At 67.3% G+C, this 23,116-nt stretch carries 15 protein-coding genes; 8 read left to right on the forward strand and 7 right to left on the reverse strand.

Going from position 1 to position 23,116, the window contains the following annotated elements:
- Nucleotides 1-257 precede the first annotated feature (257 nt).
- The 3 genes from tssF to tssH are packed head-to-tail and all read left to right on the forward strand — an operon-like array spanning nt 258 to nt 5,898.
- Nucleotides 258-2,093, forward strand: a complete 1,836-nt coding sequence (tssF, locus tag AC3A3X_RS14600) for a type VI secretion system baseplate subunit TssF (RefSeq protein ID WP_487583749.1) — start codon at nt 258-260, stop codon at nt 2,091-2,093.
- Between the two features lie 2 nt (nt 2,094-2,095).
- A complete protein-coding gene (gene tssG / locus AC3A3X_RS14605; protein WP_487583750.1) occupies nt 2,096-3,259 on the forward strand; it encodes a type VI secretion system baseplate subunit TssG in 1,164 nt (387 codons plus the stop codon).
- Complete coding sequence (gene tssH, locus AC3A3X_RS14610) at nt 3,250-5,898, forward strand: type VI secretion system ATPase TssH (protein ID WP_487583751.1); 2,649 nt, start codon at nt 3,250-3,252, stop codon at nt 5,896-5,898. The genes tssG and tssH overlap by 10 nt, the downstream gene beginning before the upstream one ends.
- A gap of 52 nt (nt 5,899-5,950) precedes the next feature.
- Here tssH and AC3A3X_RS14615 read toward each other — a convergent pair whose 3' ends face one another.
- Together AC3A3X_RS14615 and AC3A3X_RS14620 are read right to left on the reverse strand one after the other, a co-directional pair.
- Nucleotides 5,951-6,820 carry a nucleotidyl transferase AbiEii/AbiGii toxin family protein gene (locus AC3A3X_RS14615; protein WP_487583752.1) on the reverse strand — a complete coding sequence of 290 codons (870 nt, stop codon included), beginning with the start codon at nt 6,818-6,820 and terminating at the stop codon, nt 5,951-5,953.
- The gene (locus AC3A3X_RS14620) at nt 6,817-7,635 is read right to left on the reverse strand and encodes a type IV toxin-antitoxin system AbiEi family antitoxin domain-containing protein (RefSeq protein WP_487583753.1); all 819 of its coding nucleotides are present in this window, start codon (nt 7,633-7,635) and stop codon (nt 6,817-6,819) included. Before AC3A3X_RS14620 ends, AC3A3X_RS14615 begins: the two co-directional genes overlap by 4 nt.
- Before the next feature lie 297 nt (nt 7,636-7,932).
- Between AC3A3X_RS14620 and AC3A3X_RS14625 the strand changes: the two genes are divergently transcribed.
- From AC3A3X_RS14625 to AC3A3X_RS14640, 4 genes are read left to right on the forward strand one after another with little or no spacing between them, the layout of a single operon-like run.
- A complete protein-coding gene (locus AC3A3X_RS14625) occupies nt 7,933-10,131 on the forward strand; it encodes a type VI secretion system Vgr family protein (protein WP_487583754.1) in 2,199 nt (732 codons plus the stop codon).
- Complete coding sequence (locus AC3A3X_RS14630; protein WP_487583755.1) at nt 10,128-10,772, forward strand: DUF4123 domain-containing protein; 645 nt, start codon at nt 10,128-10,130, stop codon at nt 10,770-10,772. Before AC3A3X_RS14625 ends, AC3A3X_RS14630 begins: the two co-directional genes overlap by 4 nt.
- A gap of 11 nt (nt 10,773-10,783) precedes the next feature.
- Complete coding sequence (locus AC3A3X_RS14635) at nt 10,784-11,140, forward strand: hypothetical protein (RefSeq protein ID WP_487583756.1); 357 nt, start codon at nt 10,784-10,786, stop codon at nt 11,138-11,140.
- A 2-nt stretch (nt 11,141-11,142) separates the two neighbouring features.
- On the forward strand, nt 11,143-12,708 hold the full coding sequence (locus tag AC3A3X_RS14640) for a hypothetical protein (protein ID WP_487583757.1): 1,566 nt from the start codon (nt 11,143-11,145) through the stop codon (nt 12,706-12,708).
- Between the two features lie 217 nt (nt 12,709-12,925).
- Here AC3A3X_RS14640 and AC3A3X_RS14645 read toward each other — a convergent pair whose 3' ends face one another.
- Together AC3A3X_RS14645 and AC3A3X_RS14650 are read right to left on the reverse strand one after the other, a co-directional pair.
- Nucleotides 12,926-13,315: a DUF4280 domain-containing protein gene (locus tag AC3A3X_RS14645; RefSeq protein WP_487583758.1), complete on the reverse strand. Its 390-nt coding sequence runs from the start codon at nt 13,313-13,315 to the stop codon at nt 12,926-12,928.
- 14 nt (nt 13,316-13,329) lie between these two features.
- Nucleotides 13,330-13,902, reverse strand: a complete 573-nt coding sequence (locus AC3A3X_RS14650; RefSeq protein WP_487583759.1) for an OmpA family protein — start codon at nt 13,900-13,902, stop codon at nt 13,330-13,332.
- Nucleotides 13,903-14,229: 327 nt separating this feature from the next.
- Between AC3A3X_RS14650 and AC3A3X_RS14655 the strand changes: the two genes are divergently transcribed.
- Entirely contained in the window at nt 14,230-15,348 is a 1,119-nt protein-coding gene (locus AC3A3X_RS14655) for a sensor histidine kinase (protein ID WP_487583760.1), read from the forward strand.
- A 63-nt stretch (nt 15,349-15,411) separates the two neighbouring features.
- On the opposite strand, the gene AC3A3X_RS14660 is transcribed toward AC3A3X_RS14655, so the two are convergent.
- From AC3A3X_RS14660 to AC3A3X_RS14670, 3 genes are read right to left on the reverse strand one after another with little or no spacing between them, the layout of a single operon-like run.
- Complete coding sequence (locus AC3A3X_RS14660; RefSeq protein ID WP_487583761.1) at nt 15,412-19,209, reverse strand: MBG domain-containing protein; 3,798 nt, start codon at nt 19,207-19,209, stop codon at nt 15,412-15,414.
- A gap of 14 nt (nt 19,210-19,223) precedes the next feature.
- The gene (locus tag AC3A3X_RS14665; protein WP_487583762.1) at nt 19,224-20,900 is read right to left on the reverse strand and encodes a ShlB/FhaC/HecB family hemolysin secretion/activation protein; all 1,677 of its coding nucleotides are present in this window, start codon (nt 20,898-20,900) and stop codon (nt 19,224-19,226) included.
- 1 nt (nt 20,901) lies between these two features.
- A complete protein-coding gene (locus AC3A3X_RS14670) occupies nt 20,902-23,007 on the reverse strand; it encodes a CHAT domain-containing protein (protein ID WP_487583763.1) in 2,106 nt (701 codons plus the stop codon).
- Between the last annotated feature and the right edge of the window lie 109 nt (nt 23,008-23,116).

Here is a 23,116-nt window from a genome sequence, read left to right on the forward strand (position 1 = left end):
AAATGCCGAAGCGTCGTCCGCAGACGCAAGCCCGACACGCAACAGCAACAACAGGTCCCCCACTGCGTTCGGGACGACAAGCACCACGCAAAGGGGAGAGAATCCTAAGTTACGGGGCGATTCGCGTAGCGAATGGGGTCTGGAGCTCGTCCCTAAGCCATAGACCTTGCAGCTGATGCCCCCTTCCCGGGCGGCTGCCTAGACTGGATGCGATGCGCTGCACGCACCGCGCGCGCCCAATGCCGGGGTCGGCGTTCATGCTCGACGACATCCTGCCGTACTACGAGACCGAGCTCACCGCGCTGCGCAAGCTGTCGCGGGAGTTCGCCGGGCGCTACCCGAAGATCGCCTCGCGCCTGCTGCTGGAAGGCGACGTCTGCGAGGATCCGCATGTCGAGCGCCTGATCGAGTCGTTCGCGTTCCTCACCGGTCGGATCCACAAGAAGCTCGACGACGACTTCCCGCAGATCACCGAAGCGCTGTTGTCGGTGCTGTATCCGCACTTCCTGCGGCCGGTGCCGTCGATGTCGATCGCCCAGCTGGCCCCGGCCGCGGGTGCCGAACTGAGCACGATGCAACGGATCGCGCGCGGAACCGAGCTGCTGACCCGACCGGTGCACGGCGTGCCCGTGCACTACCGCACCACCTATCCGGTCGAGGTGTGGCCGTTGCAGGTGACCGAGGCACGCTTCGAACCGATCGAGCGTTCGTCCTTCGCCGTCGAGGGCGCCGATATCGTCGCCACCGTGCGCATCCGCTTGGCGCCGCTTGGGCAGGCGCCGCTGAAACAGCTGCCGGTGCGCCGGCTGCGCTTCTACCTCGACGGCGAGAGCCCGCTGGTGCATGCGATGCACGAGCTGCTGCTCAACAGCGTCGCGGCGGTGACGGTGAGCGGTACCGGCAACGAATCCATGCTGCCACCGCTGCAACTCGGCGGCGATTGCGTGAAGGCGGTGGGCTTCGACGAAGCCGAAGGCCTGCTCGACTACGAGCCCCGTTCCTTCCTCGGCTATCGCCTCATCCAGGAATACTTCGCGCTTCCGGAGAAGTTCCTGTTCGTCGACGTGACCGGGCTCGACTTTTCGCGTTTCTCCGGGCCGGTCGACCTTCGCTTCCATCTGCGCGCATTCGGCCGCCCCGAGCGCGCGGCGCGGCTGGAGCAGACGGTCGGCAAGGACAGCTTCCGCCTGCACTGCACGCCGATCGTCAACCTGTTCCGCCAGCAGGCCGAACCGATCCGCCTGACCCACGAACTGCACGAGTACCCGGTGATCCCCGACATCCGGCGTCCGCTGGGCATGGAGGTGTACTCCGTCGATGCAGTACGCAAGGCCAGTCGCACGCAGCAGGATCTGTCGGTGAAGGAGTTCCTGCCGTTCTTCTCGATCCGCCACGGACTGGATGCCGACGACGACGGCTGCTTCTGGTATGCCCAGCGCAAGCCGTCGATACGGCCAAACGACGACGGCAGCGAAATGAGCATCACCCTGGTCGACCGCGGCATGAATCCGCACCTCCCCAGTGTCGACACGCTCTCGCTGAGCCTGACCTGCACCAACCGCGACCTGCCGTCGGCGCTGCCGTTCGGCGGCGACGACGGCGTGCTCCAGGTCGAAGGCGGCGGTGTGATCGCGCAGGCGCGGCTGCTGAAGAAGCCGAGCCCGACCCAGCGCGCACCGATGCGGCAGGCAAACCAGTGGCGGCTGATCTCGCACCTGTCGCTCAACCACCTGTCGCTGGTCGAAGGCGGGCGTGAGGCGCTGCTGGAGATCCTCAGCCTCTACAACTTCAGCGACAGCGCCCACCTGCGCCGGCAGATCGCCGGCATCATCGGGGTCAGCAGCCATCCGTCATCGAGCCGGTTCGGTCGCGCACCGCGGCAGGCCTTCGTCCGCGGCACGGAAGTGGAACTGACCTTCGACGAGGACCACTACGTCGGTTCCGGCGTGTACCTGTTGGCGCGCGTGCTCGACCTGTTCTTCGGCATGTACTGCACCGCCAACTCCTATACGCGGCTGTGCGTGCGCAGCCGGCAGCGCGAGCAGGTGCTTGCGCAATTCCCGCCGCGCACCGGCGCCCAGCACCTGGTGTAGCGATGAACGCGAACACCCCCAATGAACCGCCCCTGCCTGCGACGACACCGTCGACTGCGGTGGATGGGCTGCAGGGTCCGCGCTCGCTGCGGCCGAGTGCGCCGGTGGCGGCGCTGCTGGCCGAGCCACAGCGCTACGGATTCTTCCAGGCCGTGCGCCTGCTGTTCCACGCCGAAGGCCTGGCCGACCTGCGTGCCGGCGGTCGCGAGGCCGTGCGCTTCAGCGTCAGCGAGTCGTTGGCCTTCCCCAGCGGCGAGATCCACGACCTGCAGCGCGATCCGGCCGGCGTCGACGCCGCACACCGCATGACCGTCAACTTCTTCGGTCTCACCGGCCCCATGGGCGTGCTGCCGCGGCACTACACACGCTGGCTGATCGCACGCGCCCGCGCCCGCGATGCCGGGCCGCGCGATTTCTTCGAACTGTTCAATCATCGCCTGCTCCTGTTGTTCTGGCATGCATGGCGCAAGCACCGGCCGGAGATCGCACTGGAGTTCGGTCTCGGCCAGGGTGTCTTCCGCCACCTCTACGATCTGGTCGGCATGGGCACGCAGGCGCTGTTCGAGCGGCTGTACCCGCGGGCGACACCGCAGGGCGGGCACGCAGAAACGCGTCTGTTGGCTGCCGCGCTGGGTTACTACAGCGGGCTGGTCTCGCAGCGCCCGCATGGCATGGGAACCGTGTCGCAGGTGGTCGGCGAAGTGGTCGGCGCTGCCGCAACGGTGCAGGCTTGCCTTGGCACCTGGCAGACGGTCCCCGCGCGCGACCGCACGCGACTGGGCCGGCGCGCCCATCAGCTCGGCGCCGGTTGCGTGCTCGGCGAACGCTTCTGGGACCGGCAATGCACGCTGCAGCTGCGCATCGGGCCGCTCGACCGCGAGCGCTTCGAGGCGCTGCTGCCCAGCGGCAGACTGCTGGCCGGCGTGGTCGAGCTGGTGCGCCTGCTGACCGGCCTTGCGCTCGACCTGCGGATCAAGCTGGTGCTGCGCGCCGAACAAGTGCCGCCGCTGCGCTTGGGCGCTGCAACGGGCACGGACGCAACGGGCACCGACGCAAGCGTGGCTCGGCTGGGCTGGAACACCTGGCTTGGCGGTCGCCGCAATGCGATCGCAGCCGATGACGTCGAATTCCACTTCTCAGCGATGGGAGCCGAGTCATGGCAGTGAACCCCCGCGCCCTCGTTGGCCGCCTCAATACCTCCTGCCGCACTGCGCTGGAGGCCGCCGCCGGACTGTGCCTGTCGCGCTCGCACCACGATGTCGAGATCGAGCACTTCCTGCTCAAGCTGACCGAGGCCGACAACAGCGACATCCGCCGCATCCTGCGTCAGTTCGACCTGACCCCGGAGCGGCTGGAGCGCGAACTTGGCAAGGTCCTCGACGGCCTGAAGACCGGCAACACGCGCACCCCTGCACTGTCGCCGCAGTTGCCGCTCCTGCTCGAACGCGCCTGGGTGGTGGCCTCGCTGGAGCTGGGCGAAGGCAAGATCCGCAGCGGCCATGTGCTGCTGGCACTGGTGCAGGACGACGACCTCAAGCGCAGGCTGGCCAAGCCGGTGCAGGAGGCGATGGCCGTCAACGTCGAGACCCTGCGCGAGAACTTCCACGCCATCGTCGCCGCGTCGGCCGAGGCGCGCGAAGCGCGATCGCTCGGCGACGGCGCCGAGGTGACACAGGGCGACGACATCGCGGCCGGCGGTGACGGCCGCCCCAGTGCCACACCCAACCTCGACCGCTTCTGCAGCAACCTCACCCTGCGCGCCCGCGAGGGCAAGCTCGATCCTGTGCTCGCGCGCGACGGCGAGATCCGGCAGATGATCGACATCCTGACCCGCCGCCGCCAGAACAGCCCGATCCTCACCGGCGAGGCCGGCGTGGGCAAGACCGCGGTGGTCGAAGGCCTGGCGGCGCGCATTGCCGCCGGCACCGTGCCGCCGATCCTGCAGGGTGTCGAACTGCTCGCGCTCGACCTGGGCATGCTGCAGGCCGGTGCGAGCGTGAAGGGCGAATTCGAGGCGCGCCTGAAGGGGGTGCTCGACGAGGTCAAGGCCAGCCCCCGGCCGATCATCATGTTCATCGACGAAGCGCACACGCTGATCGGCGCCGGCGGTGCCGCCGGGCAGAACGACGCCGCCAACCTGCTCAAGCCGGCGCTCGCGCGCGGCGAGCTGCGCACGGTCGCCGCGACCACCTGGTCTGAGTACAAGAAGTACTTCGAGAAGGACCCTGCCCTGACCCGCCGTTTCCAGGTGGTGAAGATCGACGAGCCCGAGGATGCATCGGCGCTGGCGATGCTGCGCGGCATGGCCGCGGCGATGGCGGCGCACCACAAGGTTCGGATCCTCGACGAGGCCCTGGTCGAGGCGGTCAAGCTGTCGTCGCGCTACATCGCCGGTCGCCAGCTCCCGGACAAGGCGGTGAGCGTGCTCGACACCGCCTGCGCCAAGATCGCGATCTCCCAGAACTCCATTCCCGCCGCGATCGAGGACGCGCGCCAGCACCGCGCGGTGCTCGCCACCGAGCGCGAGCTGCTGCAGCGGGAGAATTCCGCCGGTGCCGACCATGGCGAGCGCCTGGCCGCGATCGACAGCGAGGACGCCGTGCTCGCCGCCGAACTGGAACAGCTGGAGGCGCGCTGGTCGCAGGAACAGGCACTGGTCGCCGAACTCACGGCAAAGCTCGATGCCCTGCAGGCCCTGCCCGACGACGACACCGCACGCGCGGGGATGCGCGACGAAGCCAACTCCTTGCGCGCCCGGCTGGCAGAGCTGCAAGGCCAGACACCGATGATCAACGCCGTCGTCGACGGCAATGCCGTGGCCCAGATCATCGCCGCCTGGACCGGCATCCCGGTCGGCAAGATGGTCAGCGACGAGATCCAGACCGTGCTGCGCCTGCGCGAGCTGCTGGAGGAGCGCGTGATCGGCCAGGCCCATGCACTGGATGCGATCTCGCAGCGCGTGCGTACTTCGCGGGCGAACCTGGAGGACCCCGGCAAGCCCAAGGGCGTGTTCCTGCTGGTCGGCACCTCCGGCGTCGGCAAGACCGAAACCGCGATCGCACTTGCCGACGTCCTCTACGGCGGCGAGCGCAACATGATCACGATCAACATGAGCGAGTACCAGGAAGCGCATACGGTATCGAGCCTGAAAGGCTCGCCGCCGGGTTACGTCGGCTACGGCGAGGGCGGCGTGCTGACCGAGGCGGTCCGGCGCAGGCCGTACTCGGTGGTGCTGCTGGACGAGATCGAGAAGGCCCACCCCGACGTGCTGGAGCTGTTCTTCCAAGTCTTCGACAAGGGCAAGATGGAGGACGGCGAGGGGCGCGAGATCGACTTCAAGAACACGCTCATCCTGCTGACCTCCAACGCCGGCACGGACGTGATCATGGAGGCCTGCCGCGACGGCGCGACACCGACGGCCGATTCGCTGTCCGAACTGCTGCGGCCGCAGCTGCAGCACACCTTCAAGCCGGCCTTCCTTGGCCGCTGCACGGTGATCCCCTACTTCCCGCTGCGCGACGAGGAACTCCGGCGCATCGTGCGGCTGAAGCTGGACAAGATCGGCAGGCGCATCCACGCCAACCATGGGGCGCGGTTCGACTACGCCCCCGAGCTGGTCGATGCAGTGGCTGCGCGTTGCACCGAGGTCGATTCCGGCGCCAGGGCCATCGACAACATCCTGACCGGCACGCTGCTCCCGGAGATCGCAGCCAGCGTGCTCGGTCGCATGGCCGAAGGGCAGAAGGTGAGCGCGATCCAGGCCGGTATCGGCGCGGACGGTCGCTTCTCCTACCAGGTCGACTAGCGCTCCCGACTTCGCAGCGGTCAATGGCTTCATTTGCGTACAAGTATTTCGGTTACTCGTGCAACAGCCTCGGATACTTCTTCTGTCGCAGTTCCTCGATTGCCTTGTCCGTCAGCTTCCAAGCATCCCCTTTGATGCAAACAATTAGCTCCGTCCACACACGCTCAAAAGCGTGTACCGCATCGTCATCGCCGAACTGAATGCCTGCGGGCAGTAGGGGTGCAATGTCTTCGGTGAGGCTGCGTGTCAGCTTTTCCAGCATGCGCTGTTCTGCCACCGCCCGGCTGATGGGTTTTCCTTCTAGCGTCAGATAGTGATCGAAACAGGCGATGAGCTTGTCCGCGTCCAGCGCAAGCTGGTCGAGCCCGTGGTGCAGGTCGAACAAGTCACGATTCTTGCGGCGTTGGAGCAAGGCGCGTAGCTTGGTGCCGAACAGTTCTTCAGGCTCGAAGGACACAATTTCAGTCCTGCCAGAATACCAGTCGTTTTCCAGAGCGAATGGATACGACTTGAAGCCAAGAAAGCTGTCGTGTTCGCGCGTGTTGATTTCGACTTTGAGTTTCAACGTTGCCTGCGTGTCGGCTTCTGGCGTGAACTTGAAAACCAGATGCATCGAATGCCCCGCTTGCTCGCGGTTGCACTTTCCCAGCCATGACAAGGTATCGCGAATCGTATCAATCGTTGTGCCTATGGGCTCCGCCTGGGCCTGCACCAGGTCGATGTCTTCGGAGTAGCGCAGAGGCTGCGCAAACAGCAGTTTATTGATGGCGGTACCGCCGCGAAACGCAATCTTGCCCTTCAAAGCGGGCGTGTTGAACAGGTCGCACAAGGCACGGCAAATGATGAGGTCTTGTTCGACTTGGCGTGGATCGGGCCAAGGCGCTGTTGTGCTCCAGGCTTGGATATAGGCGTTGGGGATCAAGAGTCGATCTCCACGGATTCATTGATGACGAGCTTCCACTTGGCGTCTTTCTCGTGGATCGCCGCCAGTGATTCCAGGAGCGGTTTGACGGAAGGGTCGAGCGGCTTCATCGATTTGGCATGACGAGCAAAGGGTTCCAGCGCGCTGGCCTGACGTGCGTGGTTGGTCTGATCGAGCAGATACCCGAGACGACGCACCGAGGCGTTTTCGTAGTGCGCCGCAGCCTTGGCCAGTTTGCGCGGGTCGGCTTTTGCGCCGAGGTCTTTCACGATCTGCGCCACGCCGTTGATGCCTGCGGCCTTGTGGAAATAGCGCGCGGCGTCGAGCATGGTCAGTTCCACGCCGGCCACCGTGGCGAAGCCGGCTTCGCTCTTGATCTGACCCAGCCAGTCTGTTTGGTTGATTGGAGTGAACGCGGCCGGGGCCTGATAGACGAACTGGAGACGGTGGCGGCCGATGTCGAAATCCCGGAGCTGTTGGGGAGCGATAACTTGAAAGACCATCGCTGCCTGATGCGAGGAACCGTGAAAGGCTGCTGCTCGCAACAGCGAGATTCGATAGTCGACCCCCAGGTATTTCATCAGCGGGTCGATCCAGCGGACTGGATCGGGCGCACCGGCCGCCTGATCCTCCGGCCGAAGGATCAGGAAAAAGCCCCGCCGAGGGCTTGCGAGCCGACGTTTTTTGTTCAGCCGGGTCGCGGCTGCCGAAAAGGCCTCAGGGCTCAGGCCGAGCGTCTGCAAACCTTCCTCCCGGCTGAAATAGGCCCGGCCGCGGGAGAGTTGTTCATCCAGGTATCGGTCAAGGGCGCCCACCCCCCGCTTATATGTAAAAACCGACATAAAAGCAATGTTGTTGCATATGATTGGGGCAAGTCGCTTGGCCAAGTCCTTTGCCCGAGGGTAGTACCGCATCAGCCGATCGACGTGTCGGCCGGCTTGAGCGCCGAGATTCGCCGCGTGCGCGCATTGTTGGAATCCGTGCTTGCCATTGCAGTTCGCCGCGCTTACGGAAGGTCTAGTCCGCATGGTCTAGGCCGTATTGCGAGTTCCGCCGCGCGCGCCGGGCGGAGACGATAGCCGCCTGGATGCCAGCTCCGTGGCGGACGCCCCATGCCTTACAGCACCAGCCAACGCATGTTCCTGCTGAGCACGCCGCTCGGCGAGGACGCGCTGCTGATCCAGGAGTTCGAGGGCAGCGAAGCGATGTCGCAGCTGTTCAGGTTCCAGATGACGCTGCTGTCGGAGATGGACAACATCGGCGCCGATAGGCTGATCGGAAAGCGCGTGACCCTGCGCATCGAGACCGCCGACGACGAGCGCCACTGGACCGGCATGGTGTCGAGCTTCGAGCGCGTCGGCAGCTTTGCCGACCCCGGCGCGGAAGGCGCCCGCCTCACGTCCTACCGCTGCACTGTAGTTCCCTGGCTGTGGTTCATGTCGCTGCACGAGGACACGCGCGCCTTCCAGAACCTGAGCATCCCGGAGATCGTCGAGACCATCCTGCGCGAGTTCCAGGTGCGCGAGTACGAGATGCAGCTCAACGGCAATTATCCGCAGCTGCCCTACTGCACCCAGTACAACGAGACCAGCCTCGCCTTCATCTCGCGCCTGCTCGAGCGTGCCGGCATCTATTACTACGTCAAGTACGAGGCACAGGCCGAGAAGCTGGTCTTCACCGACAACAAGGAAGGGCATCCCGAGCTCGACAACAACGTCATCCGCTTCGCCCAGGAGCGCATGACCGAAGAGGAGGACACGGTCTCGGAGTTCGGGCACCGCCAGCAGATGCGCAGCGGCAAGGTCGCACTTCGCGACTACAACTTCGAGACGCCGGCCAACAAGCTCGACGTCAGCGTCGACTCGCTGGTGCAGATCGGCGACAACAGCAACTTCGAGCGCTACATCTACCCGGGCGGCTACGGTGTCCACGGCGAAGGCGAGCAGCTGGCGCGGCTGATGATGGAAGCCGAGGAGGCCGAGCACGAGATCCACGATGGGCACAGCAACGTGCGCATGCTGACCGCTGGGTACCGCTTCACGCTGGAGCAGAACCCGCAGGAGGCGCTCAACGGCGAGTACGTGATCACCTCCGTCTCGCACCACGGCCGCAACAACCTTGGCGACACGCCTGGCAGTTACCAGAACAGCTTTTCCTGCATCCCGCTGAACGTCCCTTACCGCGAGCCGCAGCGCACGCACAAACCGACCGTGGCCGGCGTGCAGATCGCCATTGTCACCGGGCCGTCCGGCGAGGAGATCCATACCGACGAATACGGTCGGGTGAAGGTGCAGTTCCCGTGGGACCGGCTCGGCGGCCACGACGACAAGAGTTCCTATTGGGTACGCGTGGCACATCCGCACGCCGGATCGCGCTGGGGAACGCTGATCCTGCCCCGTGTCGGCGAGGAGGTCCTGGTCGCGTTCGAGTTCGGCGACCCGGACCGGCCGATCATCATCGGCAGCCTGTACAACGCGCTGAACATGCCTCCCTATACGCTTCCCGCGGAAGCGACCAAGAGCGTCCTGTACAAGAGCAACTCGTCCAAGGGCGGCGGTGGCTCCAACGAGATCCGCTTCGAGGACAAGGCCGGCAGCGAGGAAGTGTTCCTGCATGCGCAGAAGGACCTGCAACTGCGCGTCGGCAACGACTCGACGACTTCAGTGGGCGCCAACCAGTCGCTCACCGTGGGCGGCAGCCGCACCGAACACATCGCCAAGGAGCAGCACCTGATCGTCGACGAGCGCAACGTGGTCGAGATCGCCAGGGAGACCCACCTCGACATCGGCCAGAGCGCCACCTTCGCCGCCGGCACCGCGCTCAACGCATCGGCGGGGACGCTGGTGCGGATCGAGGCGGGCACGGCGATGCACCTCAAGAGCGGTGTGACCCTCGTGCTCGAAGGCGGCGTCAGGATCAGCCTCAAGGCCGGGCCGAGTTCGATCACGCTGGGACCGGCCGGCGTGACCATCGACGGCCCCCTGGTGAGGATCAACAGCGGCGGCAGCGGCGACACGGCCGAGAAGGCGGACAAGCCCGACAAGCCCAATCGCGCCGGCCAGGCCATCACCTCCCAGGCCGGCAACGTCAGCGACCCGGCGCAGCAGGCGCAGGCGCAGGCATTGCGCAACGCCGCCGCGCAGGCGCAACCGTTCTGCGCCATCTGCGAAGCGGCACGTGCCGCGCTGGCGGCGCTGCAGGGAGGCAGTGCGTCGCACGGCGGCGCCACCACCAAGGCCGATTCGGCCTCGCAGGGAGGCTCTTCGGCCAAGGGCGACGGCGGCAGCACGGGCAAGGGGTCGATGTCATGACCACCGTGATGCACTCCCCGCGCGACGTCGACCGCGACCGCGACGTGCCGGCAACCCGAGGGGCGAGCGCGGGAACGCGCTCCGGACACCCGCCGAACGGACACCCCCAGTTCGACGTGCTGCGCCGTACCGTATTCACGCGCGACGGCGAACCGGTGGCCGACACGATATTCGCCGTGCTCGACGGGGCGATGATCCAGCAGTTGCCGCAGCGCCTGCGCGACTCCGATTGCGAGTACTCGTGCCTGTTCTCCGGCGCGCTCGATCCGGTGCTCGAAGCGGCGGCACCGCACCTGGTGCGGTTGCGGCCCGGCGACCGCCTGGTCGAGACCATCCTGCGCGAAGGCTGGAACGATCATTGGGGCATCGTGTTGCGCGCGGCGCACGGCACCGACCTGTATGCGTTGCGCCAGCACCTGCGCCGCTTCCTGCGCGTGGTCGGGCCCGACGGCAGCGCGATGTTCTTCCGCTTCTACGATCCGCGCGCCTTCCGTGTGGTGATCCCGGCACTCGATCCCGCCGCCCGGCGCGAGTTCTTCGGGCCGATCGAGGCGATCTGGGTGGAGGGTCACTCCCCGGGCGCCGCACTGTATTTCCCGCGCGACGGCGATGGCACCGGCCAGCGCCTGATGCTGATGTGAGGGCCGCGACCATGCTCCGCTTCAACCGCAAGCAGATGGCAGGCATTGGCCAGGCGCACATGCGCAATGCGCTGCGAGGTTACCTGGCCCGGTACTTCCCCGCCGCGGCGCAGGCGCCCGCGGCCGAGATGGATTCGGTCATCGACACCGTCATCGACCGCTGTCGCGCCCACGGCCTGCGCACGCAGGGATCGGTGGCGACGTATGCGCTGGCGTGTTACGTGTTCGGACAGGAGAAGGTCGAAGCCGATCCGGCCGTGCGCGACATCCTGCAGGCCCGGGATCGACCACCGCGCGACCGCGCACTGTTGCTGCAGATCTGGCTCACCCAGGCCTGGGGCACGCTGCAACGCACGCAAGGACGATGAGCATGTTCGGCGCACCGACCCAGGGCCTTCCCACCGGCGCCGCCACTGCCGCCGCGCAGCAGGCAACGCAGCAGGCGACGCAGGCCGCCAACCAGGCCGTGCAGCAGGCGCAGCAGGCCGCGCAGGGTGCGATCAACGAAGCGCACAACGCGGTCGACACAGCGACACAGGCCGCCGGCACCGCCGCCAACGGCGCGCTGCAGCAGGCGCAGCAGGCAACCGCGGCGGCCGCGCAGCAGGCAGGCGCTGCCGCGCAGGGCGCGATCGCGCAGGCCAACCAGGCGATGAACGATGCGCGCAACGCCGCGCAAGCCACGTCCCAGGGTGCGCTGACCCAGGCCAACCAGGCGTTGGACAGCGCGCGCCAGCAAGGAGGCGCCGCAGCGGAGCAGGCCCTCGGCCAGGCGCAGGGCGCGGTCAACCAGGCGCAGCAGCAACTGCAGTCGATGGCACAAGTCGCACTCGACCTGGCCGGCAAGTACCTCGACGACGCGCAGTCGCAGGCGGCACAGGCCGCGCAGCAGGCGCTGGACCGGGCCGGCGCGATGGTCGACAACGCCGCGACCCTGGTCGGTCCGGGAGCACAGAACGCGCTCAGCGGTGCCAACAGTGCGATCGGGTCGGCACTCGACGCCGTCAGCGGCACGTCGACGCAGGCGCTGCAGGATGCACTTGCGCAGGTACGCGGACCGCTCGGCGACGTACTCGGGGCACTCGGTCCGGCACTCGACGCATTGCCACGCGAATTCCCGGATATTCCGCTCGACCTGCCGGCGTCGGACTGCCCCTATGTCAATGCGCTGCGCAACCTGTTGGCCAGCCAGGCGGCGCAGGCCAACAACGCGCTGGGCAATGCGCTCAATGCCGTCGACAACGTCGCCGGGCCGCTGATCGAACAGGCCAACGCCGCGCTCGACACCGGCGATGCCCTCGCCGACCAGGCCATGGCATCGATGAACGACGCGATCGACGCCATCGGCCAGGCGCGACAGACGGCGAGCGATGCCGCGCAACAGGGGCTGGCCGCCGCGCAGGGTGCGATGCAACAGGCCCGCGATTCGGTGGGCACCGCGCAGCAGGCGATGAACCAGGCGCGCGAGGCGGCCAACCAGATGCAGCAGCAGGCGCGACAGGCCGCACAGGGCGCGATGGACCAGGGCGGCGCGGCGCTGGACCAGGCGCAGCAGCAGGCAGGCGACGCCGCCCACGAGGCGATGGAACAGGCGCAACAGGCCGCCGCGCAGGCGCAGCAGGCGGCGAATCAGGCTGCGCAGCAAGGCATGCAGCAAGCCAGCGCCGCCGCGCAGCAGGCGCAGCAGGCGCTGAATGACGCGGCCTCGCAGGCACAGCAGGCGGCGACGGAACTGGCCAATCAGACTGCCGAAGGCGTGCAGGGGGTTGTCGGCACCGTGGGCGAGACGGTCAACGAAGGGATCGATGCGGCCACGCAGGCGGCAACCCAGGGCGCTGCGGCGGCGTCGGAAGCGGTTGCCGGCGCGGCCGAAGCGATTTCGGATGCTGCCGGGTCATTGGGGAATGCGGCCGATTCCCTCGGTGGTTTCGGCTGAGGGCAACCTGCTCCTGTGGACGACGCTTCGGCATTTCGTTACATGGTCTTCGGCGGCCCTCACCCCAACCCCTCTCCCGCAAGCGGGAGAGGGGCTAAAGAAAACCGTCATCCCCGCGAAAGCGGGGACCCAGCGTCGTCGCTCTGAACGCCGTCATTCCCGCGAAGGCGGGAACCCATGGACGTTGCTCCCCAGGTGTACTTCGCGAACAGGACGCTTACGGAATCATCTCCGTCACCTGCCCCGGAAACACCACGCTCACCACACCTGCCCACATGCACATGCATTTGCAGTTGTTGTCGAGCGTCGGGATATTGTTCTCAAGCACGTTGGGCACACCGGGAACCCACGGCGTCGTCGTGGCGGGAATGCACGGCTGCGGCGTCAGCACGCCCATCGCCGCCGACGTCGCAGCCGCCACCATCGGGTTGGCGAGCGACATGCACATGCCGAACGGCATGATGTTCTTCATCGGCACGTGATCCATGATCGTCGCCGCCGGCTGGCTGCTCGAGAGCGTGCGGTTCTCCGGCGTGACCACCAGCGTGGATGGCGCAACGCCGAACGAGCACATCAGCGTCGCACCGTTGACGACATGGATGGCCACGGCCGCAGCCCGCGCTACTTGCTGGTGGCGACGATCTCGACGCGGCGGTTCTCGGCCGCGGTCGGATCGTTGCGGTTGAGCAGCTCCGAGTAGCCCTTGCCTACGGTCTGCAGGCGCGAGCCGGCAACCCCACGCTGCACCAGGAAATCCTTCACCGAGTTCGCGCGCGTCTGCGACAGGCGCTGGTTGTAGGCGGCCGAGCCGACGCTGTCGGTGTGGCCGACGATGGTGAAGGTACGGTCCTTGAGCTCGTTCGAGCCCAGTGCCGCGGCCAGGTTCTCCATGGTCTGCAGCGAGCCTCCCTCGATCCGCGAGGAGTTGAAGGCGAACTGCACCTGCAGCGAGATCGAGGCCTTGGCCGGCGCCGCCGCGCTGGTCGCCGCGCTCGCGCCCGGCCGCAGTGCGCGCGTGCGCACGCCTTCGGTGACGTCGTCCGGCTCGGCCTTGAGGCCCTTGACGATCTCGTCGACCGACGGCTGCGTCGAACCGAAATTGGTCTGCGCGAGCGCGCCGCCGACGAACGTGCTGGCGGCGATCAGACAGGCACCCAGGACCACGATGCCATGCAATGCCAATGCCCGCTTCATGGTGATCTCCACGGCCCGCACGCCAGGCGGGCGAAGGCTGGTGAAGGTCCGCGCACAGGCACGGACCGGGACGGTCTCATTGCGGAAGTCTGGTCCCGGATGCCGGCGCTGGCGATACGCCATTCGCCATAGCCGACCTATGGCGAACGGCGGCCCAGACCGGCACGCGCGCGCCGGGACACTAGCGCGGACAGCGTATCGCCGCGGCGTCCGGAAGGGCGTACAGATGACACTGCATTCAGCACGATTCGCGGGGACCCCCATGTCCACGCTGCGCACCCTGGCGTCGCCTCCCGGCACGCCCGCTCATGGCGGGAGGACGCGACGATGACGCCCGGTCTGCGACGCGACCTGCTGCGCTGGGGCGTGCTTCCGTGCACGCTGGTGTCCCTTCTGCTCGCCGTGGCGCTGGGCGTCGTGAGTGGAGACTGGCGACTGGGCCTGGCCGCGATCCTGATCGCGCTGACCGCCGCCGGATGCTCGCTGCGCTGGTTGACACGCCGTGTCGTCGAACCCGCGCGCGAACTGGCCGACAAGGCCAACCACGGCGCGGACACCCACCACACGCACGAGTTGCGGCAGATCCGCGCGGGCATCGAGGCACTGGACCAGTCGGTTGCCCGCGAACGAAAGGACGCCGACCGCCGCGTGCGCAGCAGCGTCGCCGAAGCGTTGCAACGCTGGTCCGAGGCCCAGGCCGCCCACCACGGCAAGGCGCAGTTCCTGGCCGCGGTCGGCGATCGCCTTCGCCAGCCGCTGTACGCCATGGGACTGTTCATCGGCGCATTGCAGCGCGATGCGACGCCCGCGCAGCGGGTTTCGATCGAGCGGCTGCAGGGCGTCACCGACGGCATGGGCGGGCTGCTCGAGGAACTGCTGGAGATCGCCCGCCTGGACGCCCGCGTCATCGAGGTCCGGCCGCGGACGCTGGAACTTCGCGACTTCTTCGCGCTCCAGGCGCCCGCGCTGCAGGATCGCGCGCGCATGCATCGGGTCGAACTTGGCTGGCTGGATGCCGGATTGGTGCTGGACGCCGACCCGGTCCTGCTCGGGCGCGTCCTGCACCATCTGGTAAGCAACGCCATTGAACACGCCCCCGGCGGCCGGGTGATGGTGGCCGCCCGCCGTTGCGGCGACCAGGTCCGGCTGCAGGTGCGCGACAACGGTGGCGGCATCGCGCGCATTCACCAGGAGCGGATCTTCGACGAGTTCTTCCAGCTCGGTGACGACCGGCGCGAGCGTCGCCTTGGCCTTGGCCTGCCGATCTGCGCGCGCCTGGCCTCGCTGCTGGGCAGCCACATCGAAGTGCGTTCCGAACTGGGTCGCGGCAGCGTGTTCTCGATCGACCTTCCCCGTGCCGTCGCCGTCGCGCCCAGGCGCCCGCAGCACGCGGTCAGGAGCAACCTGCCCGCCGACAGCCAGTCGCGACGTCAGGCCTCCCTGTAGGAGCGAGCTTGCTCGCGACCAGCCCATCCCAGGGCGATCGTCAGCTCGGCCATACCTGCGGACTCAGAAATCCGAACAGCCGTACCGCTTGTTGCTCTGCACGCAGCTGGTCAGGTTCGGCCGCGAGCGCACGCGTGACCACTCCCGCGCGAGGTTGTCGCCCATCTTGTCCTGTGTCCCCGCCATCACGTCGACCGCCGAACACACCTGCGCCTGGCCGATGTTGCGGTCGTAGACGTAGTTGTCCGGCGGTTCGCGCACCAGGTCCGGCGCGAACAGCGTCCCGGCAAATGCATTCACCAGCAGGGCGGTGGCATTGCGCGGATCCTGCACGAACACGTAGTTGATGGCGCTCAGACCGGTGCCTTCGATGGCATAGCGGCCGACCGGTGAAGACTCGTTGGCGTCCGACCGGAACACCAGCTCGCCGGTGGTGGCGGTCGCCAGCGTGTCGGCATTGCGGAAGCCGGCCACCGCGCCGCTGAGCGGACCGTTGGCCTGGCCGAGGAAGCGTGTGAATGGATTGGCGATGTAGGTCAGCGTGGCCGGCGTGATCAGCAGCGATCCAGGCACCAGGCTGATCGAATATCCCGCCGGCGACAGGAACAGGCCGTCGATAGGGTAGTCGCCGACGTTGCTCAGCTGCGTCGCGCTGGTGCCGACGCTGCCGTTGACCGCGTTCGGCTGGGTATCGCCGTTGACCAGGCCAGCGACCGTGAAAGCGAAGGTCGGGTTGGCCAGGCCGTACTCGCGCGTGGCGCTGTCGACCGTGACGGTGGCGACGGGCTGCTGGCGATAGATGAAGTGGTTGTCCGTCGTCGGCACGGAGACGCCGCAAGCACCGGCGAAGGTGCAGTTGTACAGGTTCGGCAGCGCACCGGAACCGGCCAACCCACCGCGGGTTTCGCCGATCCAGGTATCGGCCCAGACCCGCCAGCGGTTGCCCGCCGACAGCGCGGCACTGGCGAGGTTCTGCAGCGTGCCGGCGGTTACCAGGTCGAGATCGGTTCCCGCACTTACGTCGGCATTGAGGGTGAGGTTGCCGGCAAGATTGCGGACAAACACCGTGCCGGCGCTGATGCCGCTGCTGGCGAGGCCCTGCGCCGCATTGCCGGCGGCATCGAATCCACGGGCGCTTACGTTGCCGATCGTCAATGCATCCACATCGGTATAGCTGAAGTCGCCGACCGCTCCGCCGGCGAGGGTGGTACCGGCCACGTTGTTGGCGGCCGTACTCAGCGCCACGCTGCCGCCGGTCGATTGCGCCAGCAAGCTGGCGGCGTTGATCGCGCCGGCGGAGGTCTGGCCGATGTTGCCGGCGCTGACCAGCGCCAACGTGCCGGCGCCGACGTCCACGGGGGCGTTCAGTGCGATGCCACCGGACCCGCCAGCGTTGTGCAGGGTCAGGTTCCCCGCCAGTTGCAGTGCCTGCGTCACGGTGATTGCGCCGGCATGCCCGGCGTGGCCGAGCACCAGGTCTGCTGCATCGATATTCGCCACCTCGGCAGCAGACAATGCGAAGCCGGTGGCGCCGCCGACCGTGATGGCGTCGCCGACGCGATCGAAGGCGTTGCCCACCGCGTCGATCTGGCCAGGCCGCAGGTTCACCACACTTTCGCTGTGCAAGGTGCCGTCCAGCACCAGCGCATCGCTGCTGCCGTCATTGCCTGCCCGCAGCACGATGTTGCCGGCACCGGCATCGCCGGCACCTGCCACGACCACACCGGCGCTTGCGCCATCGGAATAGCCGTTCATGCGGATGTCGCCGCCACCACTGGTGAGCGTCGATCCGCCGCCGATCGATACGCCGGTTGCGGTCACGCCATGCCCGGTCACGACGATGTCGCCGCTGCCGCTTGTCAGCGCGGTGTCCTCGACTTCCACGCCGAAGGTGGAACTGTTGCGGCTGAGCAGCCCGATCGCGCCACCGGCGGTCTGCACCGTGCCCTGGTACAGGCCCACGCTCGACAACGCGTCGATGTTCACGTCCAGCGGCCCACCGCTGCTGATGATCGACCAGGGCCCTATCGTGGTGACGGGTGCCCCTGAATCATCCAGCGTCTCTTCCACGCCCGCGATCACCTGGCCGCCGGCCGCAGTGATCGACAGCGAGGTCGGCAGCGAAGCGGCGCTGGCAATCGCCACCTGCGGCGCGATATTGACCTGTGCCGTTCCCGTTGCCGGCGCCGGCACCGTGATGGCGACGTTGGTCGCAGTGCTCAACGCCCCGGCGATGCTGGTGTCCGAAACGAGGCTGTAGCCGCCGGTACTACCAAACGCGGCGTTGCCCGCCACGATCGCCAGGCTCGCACCCGACTCGATCTCCCAGACGCCACCGCCGACCGGGCTTCCGCCGTGTACATCGATGCCGCGTACGTCGAGGAAACCTCCTGCCGCAGTGCGGATGAGGCCACCGCTGCCAGCGCCGATGGCGTCGGCGATCAACTGGGTGCCAGGGGCAGTGAACAGGTCGGTTGCGGCGGCCATTTCGATGCTGCCGCCGCCTGCGGCACCGCTGGCGAAGGCATCGACCGTGCCGGCAAACGACTCGTTGATGTTGTCCGACAGCGCAATCCGCCCGGCGGTGCTGGTGACGCGCACCGCGCCGCCAGTGGCCGTGCCGGCGCCGGAGGCCGACAGCAGCGCCGTGCCCGAAAGGATGATCGCGCCGGCGACGCCGTCGCGTGCGACACCGTCGTTGCTGAAAGCCACCAGGCCGGCCGCGCCGCTCGTCGTCGCATCACTGCGGATCTCCACCCCCGGAAGGGTATCGGTCGCGCTCGACGATTCGACCAGGGTCAGGAACGTGCTGTCGATGGAGATCGCGCCGCCACCGGAATGCCCGGAGGCGTCGATGCGGCTGACATTGTCCGGCTCTTCGCCGACGATGAACACCGTGTCGCCGTGGATGTCGATCGTGCCACCGGTCTCGCCGGCGGCCAGTCCGGTCGCCTCCACGACTCCGCCAATGGTGCCGTCGCTGTTGTCGCCGATCAGGACTTGCCCGGCACCCGCATCCAGTGTGATGCGACCGTTGCGGCTGTTCAACGTGTTCGCACGAATGATGCCGGTGTTGCGTATGAAGCCGAACTGCCCTGGCAGTCCATCGTCGGAGTTCGTGCGCATCTCGACCCGGCCACCGTTGGCCTGGATCAATCCGGCGTTGTCGATGCTGCCGTCGTCGGTCCCGAGCGTGATGGTGAGCTGGGTCAGCCCGTCGCCGAAGAAGTCCAGCGTCACCTGCTGCGACGATGCCATGGCAATCGTGCCGTTTTCGGCCTGGATCTGGCCTGCGTTGAATGTCTCCCCTGCCAGCAAGGCGATCGTTCCCTGGCCCGTGGCCAGCAGCGATCCAAGGTTGCTGATCGAGCCGGCGCCCTCATCCGGATCGACGTTGAACACGAAGTGACCGCTACCGACGCCGGCCAGGAAGTCGGCGTCGGTGATGCCGAGCGTGGAAGCCACCAGCCCGCCCACGCTCACCTGGGATCCAGCGCCGAACACGATGCTGCTTGGGTTCACCAGGAACACGCGGCCATTGGCGAAGAGGCTGCCATTGATCTGCGAGGGTGGCAGGCCGGCAGCGGCCGAGCCAATGACCCGATTGAGAGCTACGCTGGTCGTCGCTGGCTGGTTGAACGTCACGCTGTTCCCCGCGGCAATCGAGAAGCTCGCCCAGTTGATGACCACTCCCGGATCACTCTGGTCGATCGTCATTGCTGTGCCCGAACGGGTGACCGTTGCACCGCCGCCAGGTAACACTTCGCCGGTAGGAAGCGCCTGCCCCTGCGCCAGCGGCGCCGCCAGTGCCGTCGCCAGCGCGAGCGCCAGCGGATGATGGGACGCACGATGACGGGCCATGACAGCCTCCTCGATCAGAAGCTCTTTTGCAGGTTGAAGTACACGTGAGGGTCATTCCCCCCGCCGTCGGTCACCGCGTCACCGCTTTGCTGCCACGCCACGGTGAGGTTCGCCGAGAAGCTCCCGGGCCTGGTGTAGTTGAGGCCGAGGCCAGGCCCTTTCAGCGTCCGGTCTGTATCCATATCGAACGGTCCCGGGTCGCGGACCAGGTCGCCGGTGCCGATGTCGTAGAACATGAACGCGGTGAACTGCTCGGTCCACGCGAAGCGCAACTCGACGTTGGCGATGGCGCCTTCATCGACCAGCACCTCGCCTGACGGATACGCGCGCACCGCGCGGTAGCCGCCCAGCGCGAGCTTCTCGGAGGCATCGAGATTGCCGTCGGCGAACTGGCCACCGACGCCGACGAACAGGCTCAACCGCTCCATCAACGCCTGCAGGCGCGAGACCTGGATTGTCAGCTTGGTGAAGCTGCCGGCGGTGTGGCGGCCGAAGATGCTCTGGTCAACCGTGCGCGAGGCTTCGTCGAGCAGTTTCAGGTGACCCAGGTACAGGGCGCCGCTGGAACTCCAGTAGCCGCCGCCACCGAAACGGTCGCGACGCTCCCAGGCCCAACCCAGGCCAAACCCGTTCACCCGCTTGTCGGCCTTGAAGTCGACCGCGCGGAACTCGTCGGTCAGATCCTTGCGGTCGCCGTACGCGCGCAGGAACAGGTTGTGGCCGCGCTGTCGGATCAACGGATAGATCAGACCCAGGTCGTAGATATCGGCGGTGCCGACCGCGTCGAGTGGCTCGAACGCACCGGCCAGTTCGTATGACACGCGCGATGCGCCTGCCCCCAGGCGCAACCCGCGCGCACCCAGCGGCGCTTCGTAGGAGAGGCGCCCGAACCACATGCCCTCACTCGACACCAGCGCGCGCAGGTCGAGGTTGTCGCCGATGCCGGCCGGACTGGCCCAGCGCACGGTGCCGCCAAGGCGCTCGCGACCGACTTCCTTGGTGCCGTAGTCGTCGAGTTCGACGCTGCCGGTGAAGCGATCGCCGGGCGCCACCTGCACGACCAGGTCGGTGGTACCGGCAGCGGTCCCTTCTTCGATGGCCGATTGCACGCGCAGGCCCGGCAGGTCCGACAGCAGCAGCATCGCGCGCTCGTAGTTGCGCAGGTGCAGCGGCTCGCCGGGCTTGAGGTCCGCCAGCACCGCGCGCACGCGTTCCTCGGTGATGGGTGCCTTGGGGTCGACATCGATCGTGACCGTGCCAAGCAGGCCTTCGATGACGCTGATCTCCACCGTGCCATTGACGATTTCCTGCACCGGCACCACGGCCTGTGCGAGGTAGTAGCCGCGCTGCTGGTACAGGGCGGTGACACGCTGCGCGATCTGCTGGAGGTCGCCCAGGCCGACCGACTGTCCGATCTTGTCGGCGGCCAGCGCATCCAGTTCGGATTGCCCGACATGCGCGGCGCCCTTGAACAGCACCCGCTGCAGCACGAACTGCTGCTCCTCGGCCACCGGCGCCACCGGCGTCTGTTGCGGCGGTGGCGGGGCCGGCAATGCGTCATCGGCCTTGGCGTCGGCCGACAGCGGCGGCGGGTTCGGCAGTTGTTGCGGCGGGGTCTGCGCCGCCAGCGACGACGACACCAGCGCCAACGCGAGCAGCGACCGGCGCAGCGGAAGACGGAGCGCGCGCATCTCAGCCTCCCACCGTCAGGCGCCAGTTGCCTGTGACGTTGAACGGTGCCCAGAAGAAGGGATGCGAAGTGCCCTGCTTCTCCAGTACCGCCAGCTGCGCGACCTGCATGGCGCGCATCACGTCGGTGCCCTTGGCCAGTTCGCCATAGAGCGTGGTCATCAGGGTCGCGGTGACGTCGTCGGCGACCGGCCACAGCGAGATGATCATCACCGACGAACCGGCCGACAGGAACGCACGCGGGAACCCCTGGATCTCGTCGCCGTTGCCGACCTGGCCGAGCCCGGACTCGCACGCCGACAGCGTGATCAGCGCCAGGTTGTCGAGCTTGAGGTTCATCACCTCGTGGGCTTCGAGGAAGTTCTGCCGGCCGTTCTCGTTGGCGAGCAGGATCTTCGAGTACAGCGGATCCACGCGGTCGGCCTGGGCGTGCGCGGCGACGTGCAGCAGCTTGGCCTGTGATGCGACCTGCACGAACTGCGTCTTGCTGGCCTCGGTGTTCATGTACACGCGCGACTGCGGGAACATCCCGGCCAGCGCCTTCACCTCGGCCTCGGCACCGGGCAGCGCGTACTCCGGTCCGATCTCGGGATTGCCGAACGCAACCAGGTTGGGCGCGACCTTCGCTCCGCTGCTGGCCAGCTGCGAGGCAATGCTCATCGACGGCACCACGGCCAGGGCGTGGCGCTCGATCAGATAGCGGCCATTGCTGCGCAGGGCCTGGAACGGCAGGTAGTGCAACGGTCCGTGCGGCACGATGACCAGGCGCTGCCCGTCCTGCAGCTGCAGCGGGTCGATCAGCAATGCACCCAGCTGCGCGGCACCGTCGACCGCGCTGCGCCGGCCATTGATGACGGCATCGCGGAACGCTTCCACCAGCGCGTCGAGTTCATGCCGCTTCAGCGGATAGGCGACTTCGCGGATGGCGTCCGGTGCGACCACCCAGGCCAGCAGCCTGTCGGGCAGCGAGTGGAACTCGACCACGCGCTCGTCGCTGCGCAGCTGCTTCTGCAGCTGCGGCAGGTCCACCGTCGCACTCGCCAGGGCCGGCACTTTGCTGCGCTCGCGAACCTGATCCAGCAGGGCGCGCGCACGGCTGCGCTCGCTGTAGTCGAAGGCACTCTCGGCGTTTCCGAGCTGTGAGTTCAGGTCGATCGCATCCTCGAAGACGTCCTGCACGTCCGAGAACAGGCCCATCTTGAACTCCTCGCTGCGGAACCTGGCGCGGACGTCGTCGAGGCTGTCGATGGCCTGGCCAAAGGCCTGCGCCGCGGCGGCCTTGTCGCCCAGCTGCAGGTCGCTGCGGGCAACGCCGTCATAGGCCCAGAAGCGCTGGTAGGCGGAATCGCTGCCGGTGCTGGCCTGGGCGAGCGTGGTGTAGATCGCGCGTGCTTCGGCAGGTTGATTCTCCGCCAGCAGCAGGCGCGCCTGCGTCCGGTCGAGCTGCGCGCGCAATGGCGCTTCCTCCGGCACCGGAATCGCCGCGAGCTGCGTGCGCGCCTGCGCGAGGTCGCCGGAAAGGATGAGTGCATTGACCATCGAGCTCTGCACGAGCGGGCGATAGCGCTCGGAGCTGCCTTCCAGGGCGGTCTGGTAGCTGGCGATGGCTTCGCTGTACTTGCCCTGGCGCGCCTGCACGTCGCCGATCACCTTGTACGACGGGCCGACCACCATCGTCGGGTCCTTTGCGGTGTGCTTGAGTGCTTCGCGCGCAAACTGCTCGGCCTTGTCCAGGCTGCCCGCGTAGCTGTAGGCAATGGCCAGGTCGCGATGGGACTTGGCGATCAGGTCGTCGTTGGAGGTTTCCAGGCCGACGTGCAACGCCTTGCTGGCCGCGCGGATGCTGCGGCGGAACTCGCCGTTCTCCGCCAGCGCAACGGCCTGGCTGCAGTACTGGTAGCCGTCGAGCTTGAGTTCGTCCTGGTTGTACAGGACCGTGCCTTCACTGGTCAGGCTCAATGCAGTGTCGGTGTCCTGCATCCGCTCGAGCGCATTCTCCGTCGGTACGCGCTCGCTGCGCGGTACGTCGGCGACGGGTTGCGACTGCGCGGAAAGTGCGGCGCCGAGCAGAGCGATCGCGAGCAGGCCATGGCGTCGTGAGGGGGACACGGAGTGCTCCTATGCGCGGTTGATCCAGCAGCACAGCTGGAACAACGCGGATGCACGTTCGACTGTGTCGCCGGCGAGCGCGTTGCCCCGGCGCGCGCGCCCTGTGCTG

It is taken from the genome of Lysobacter sp. Soil_N_23 (assembly GCF_057656135.1).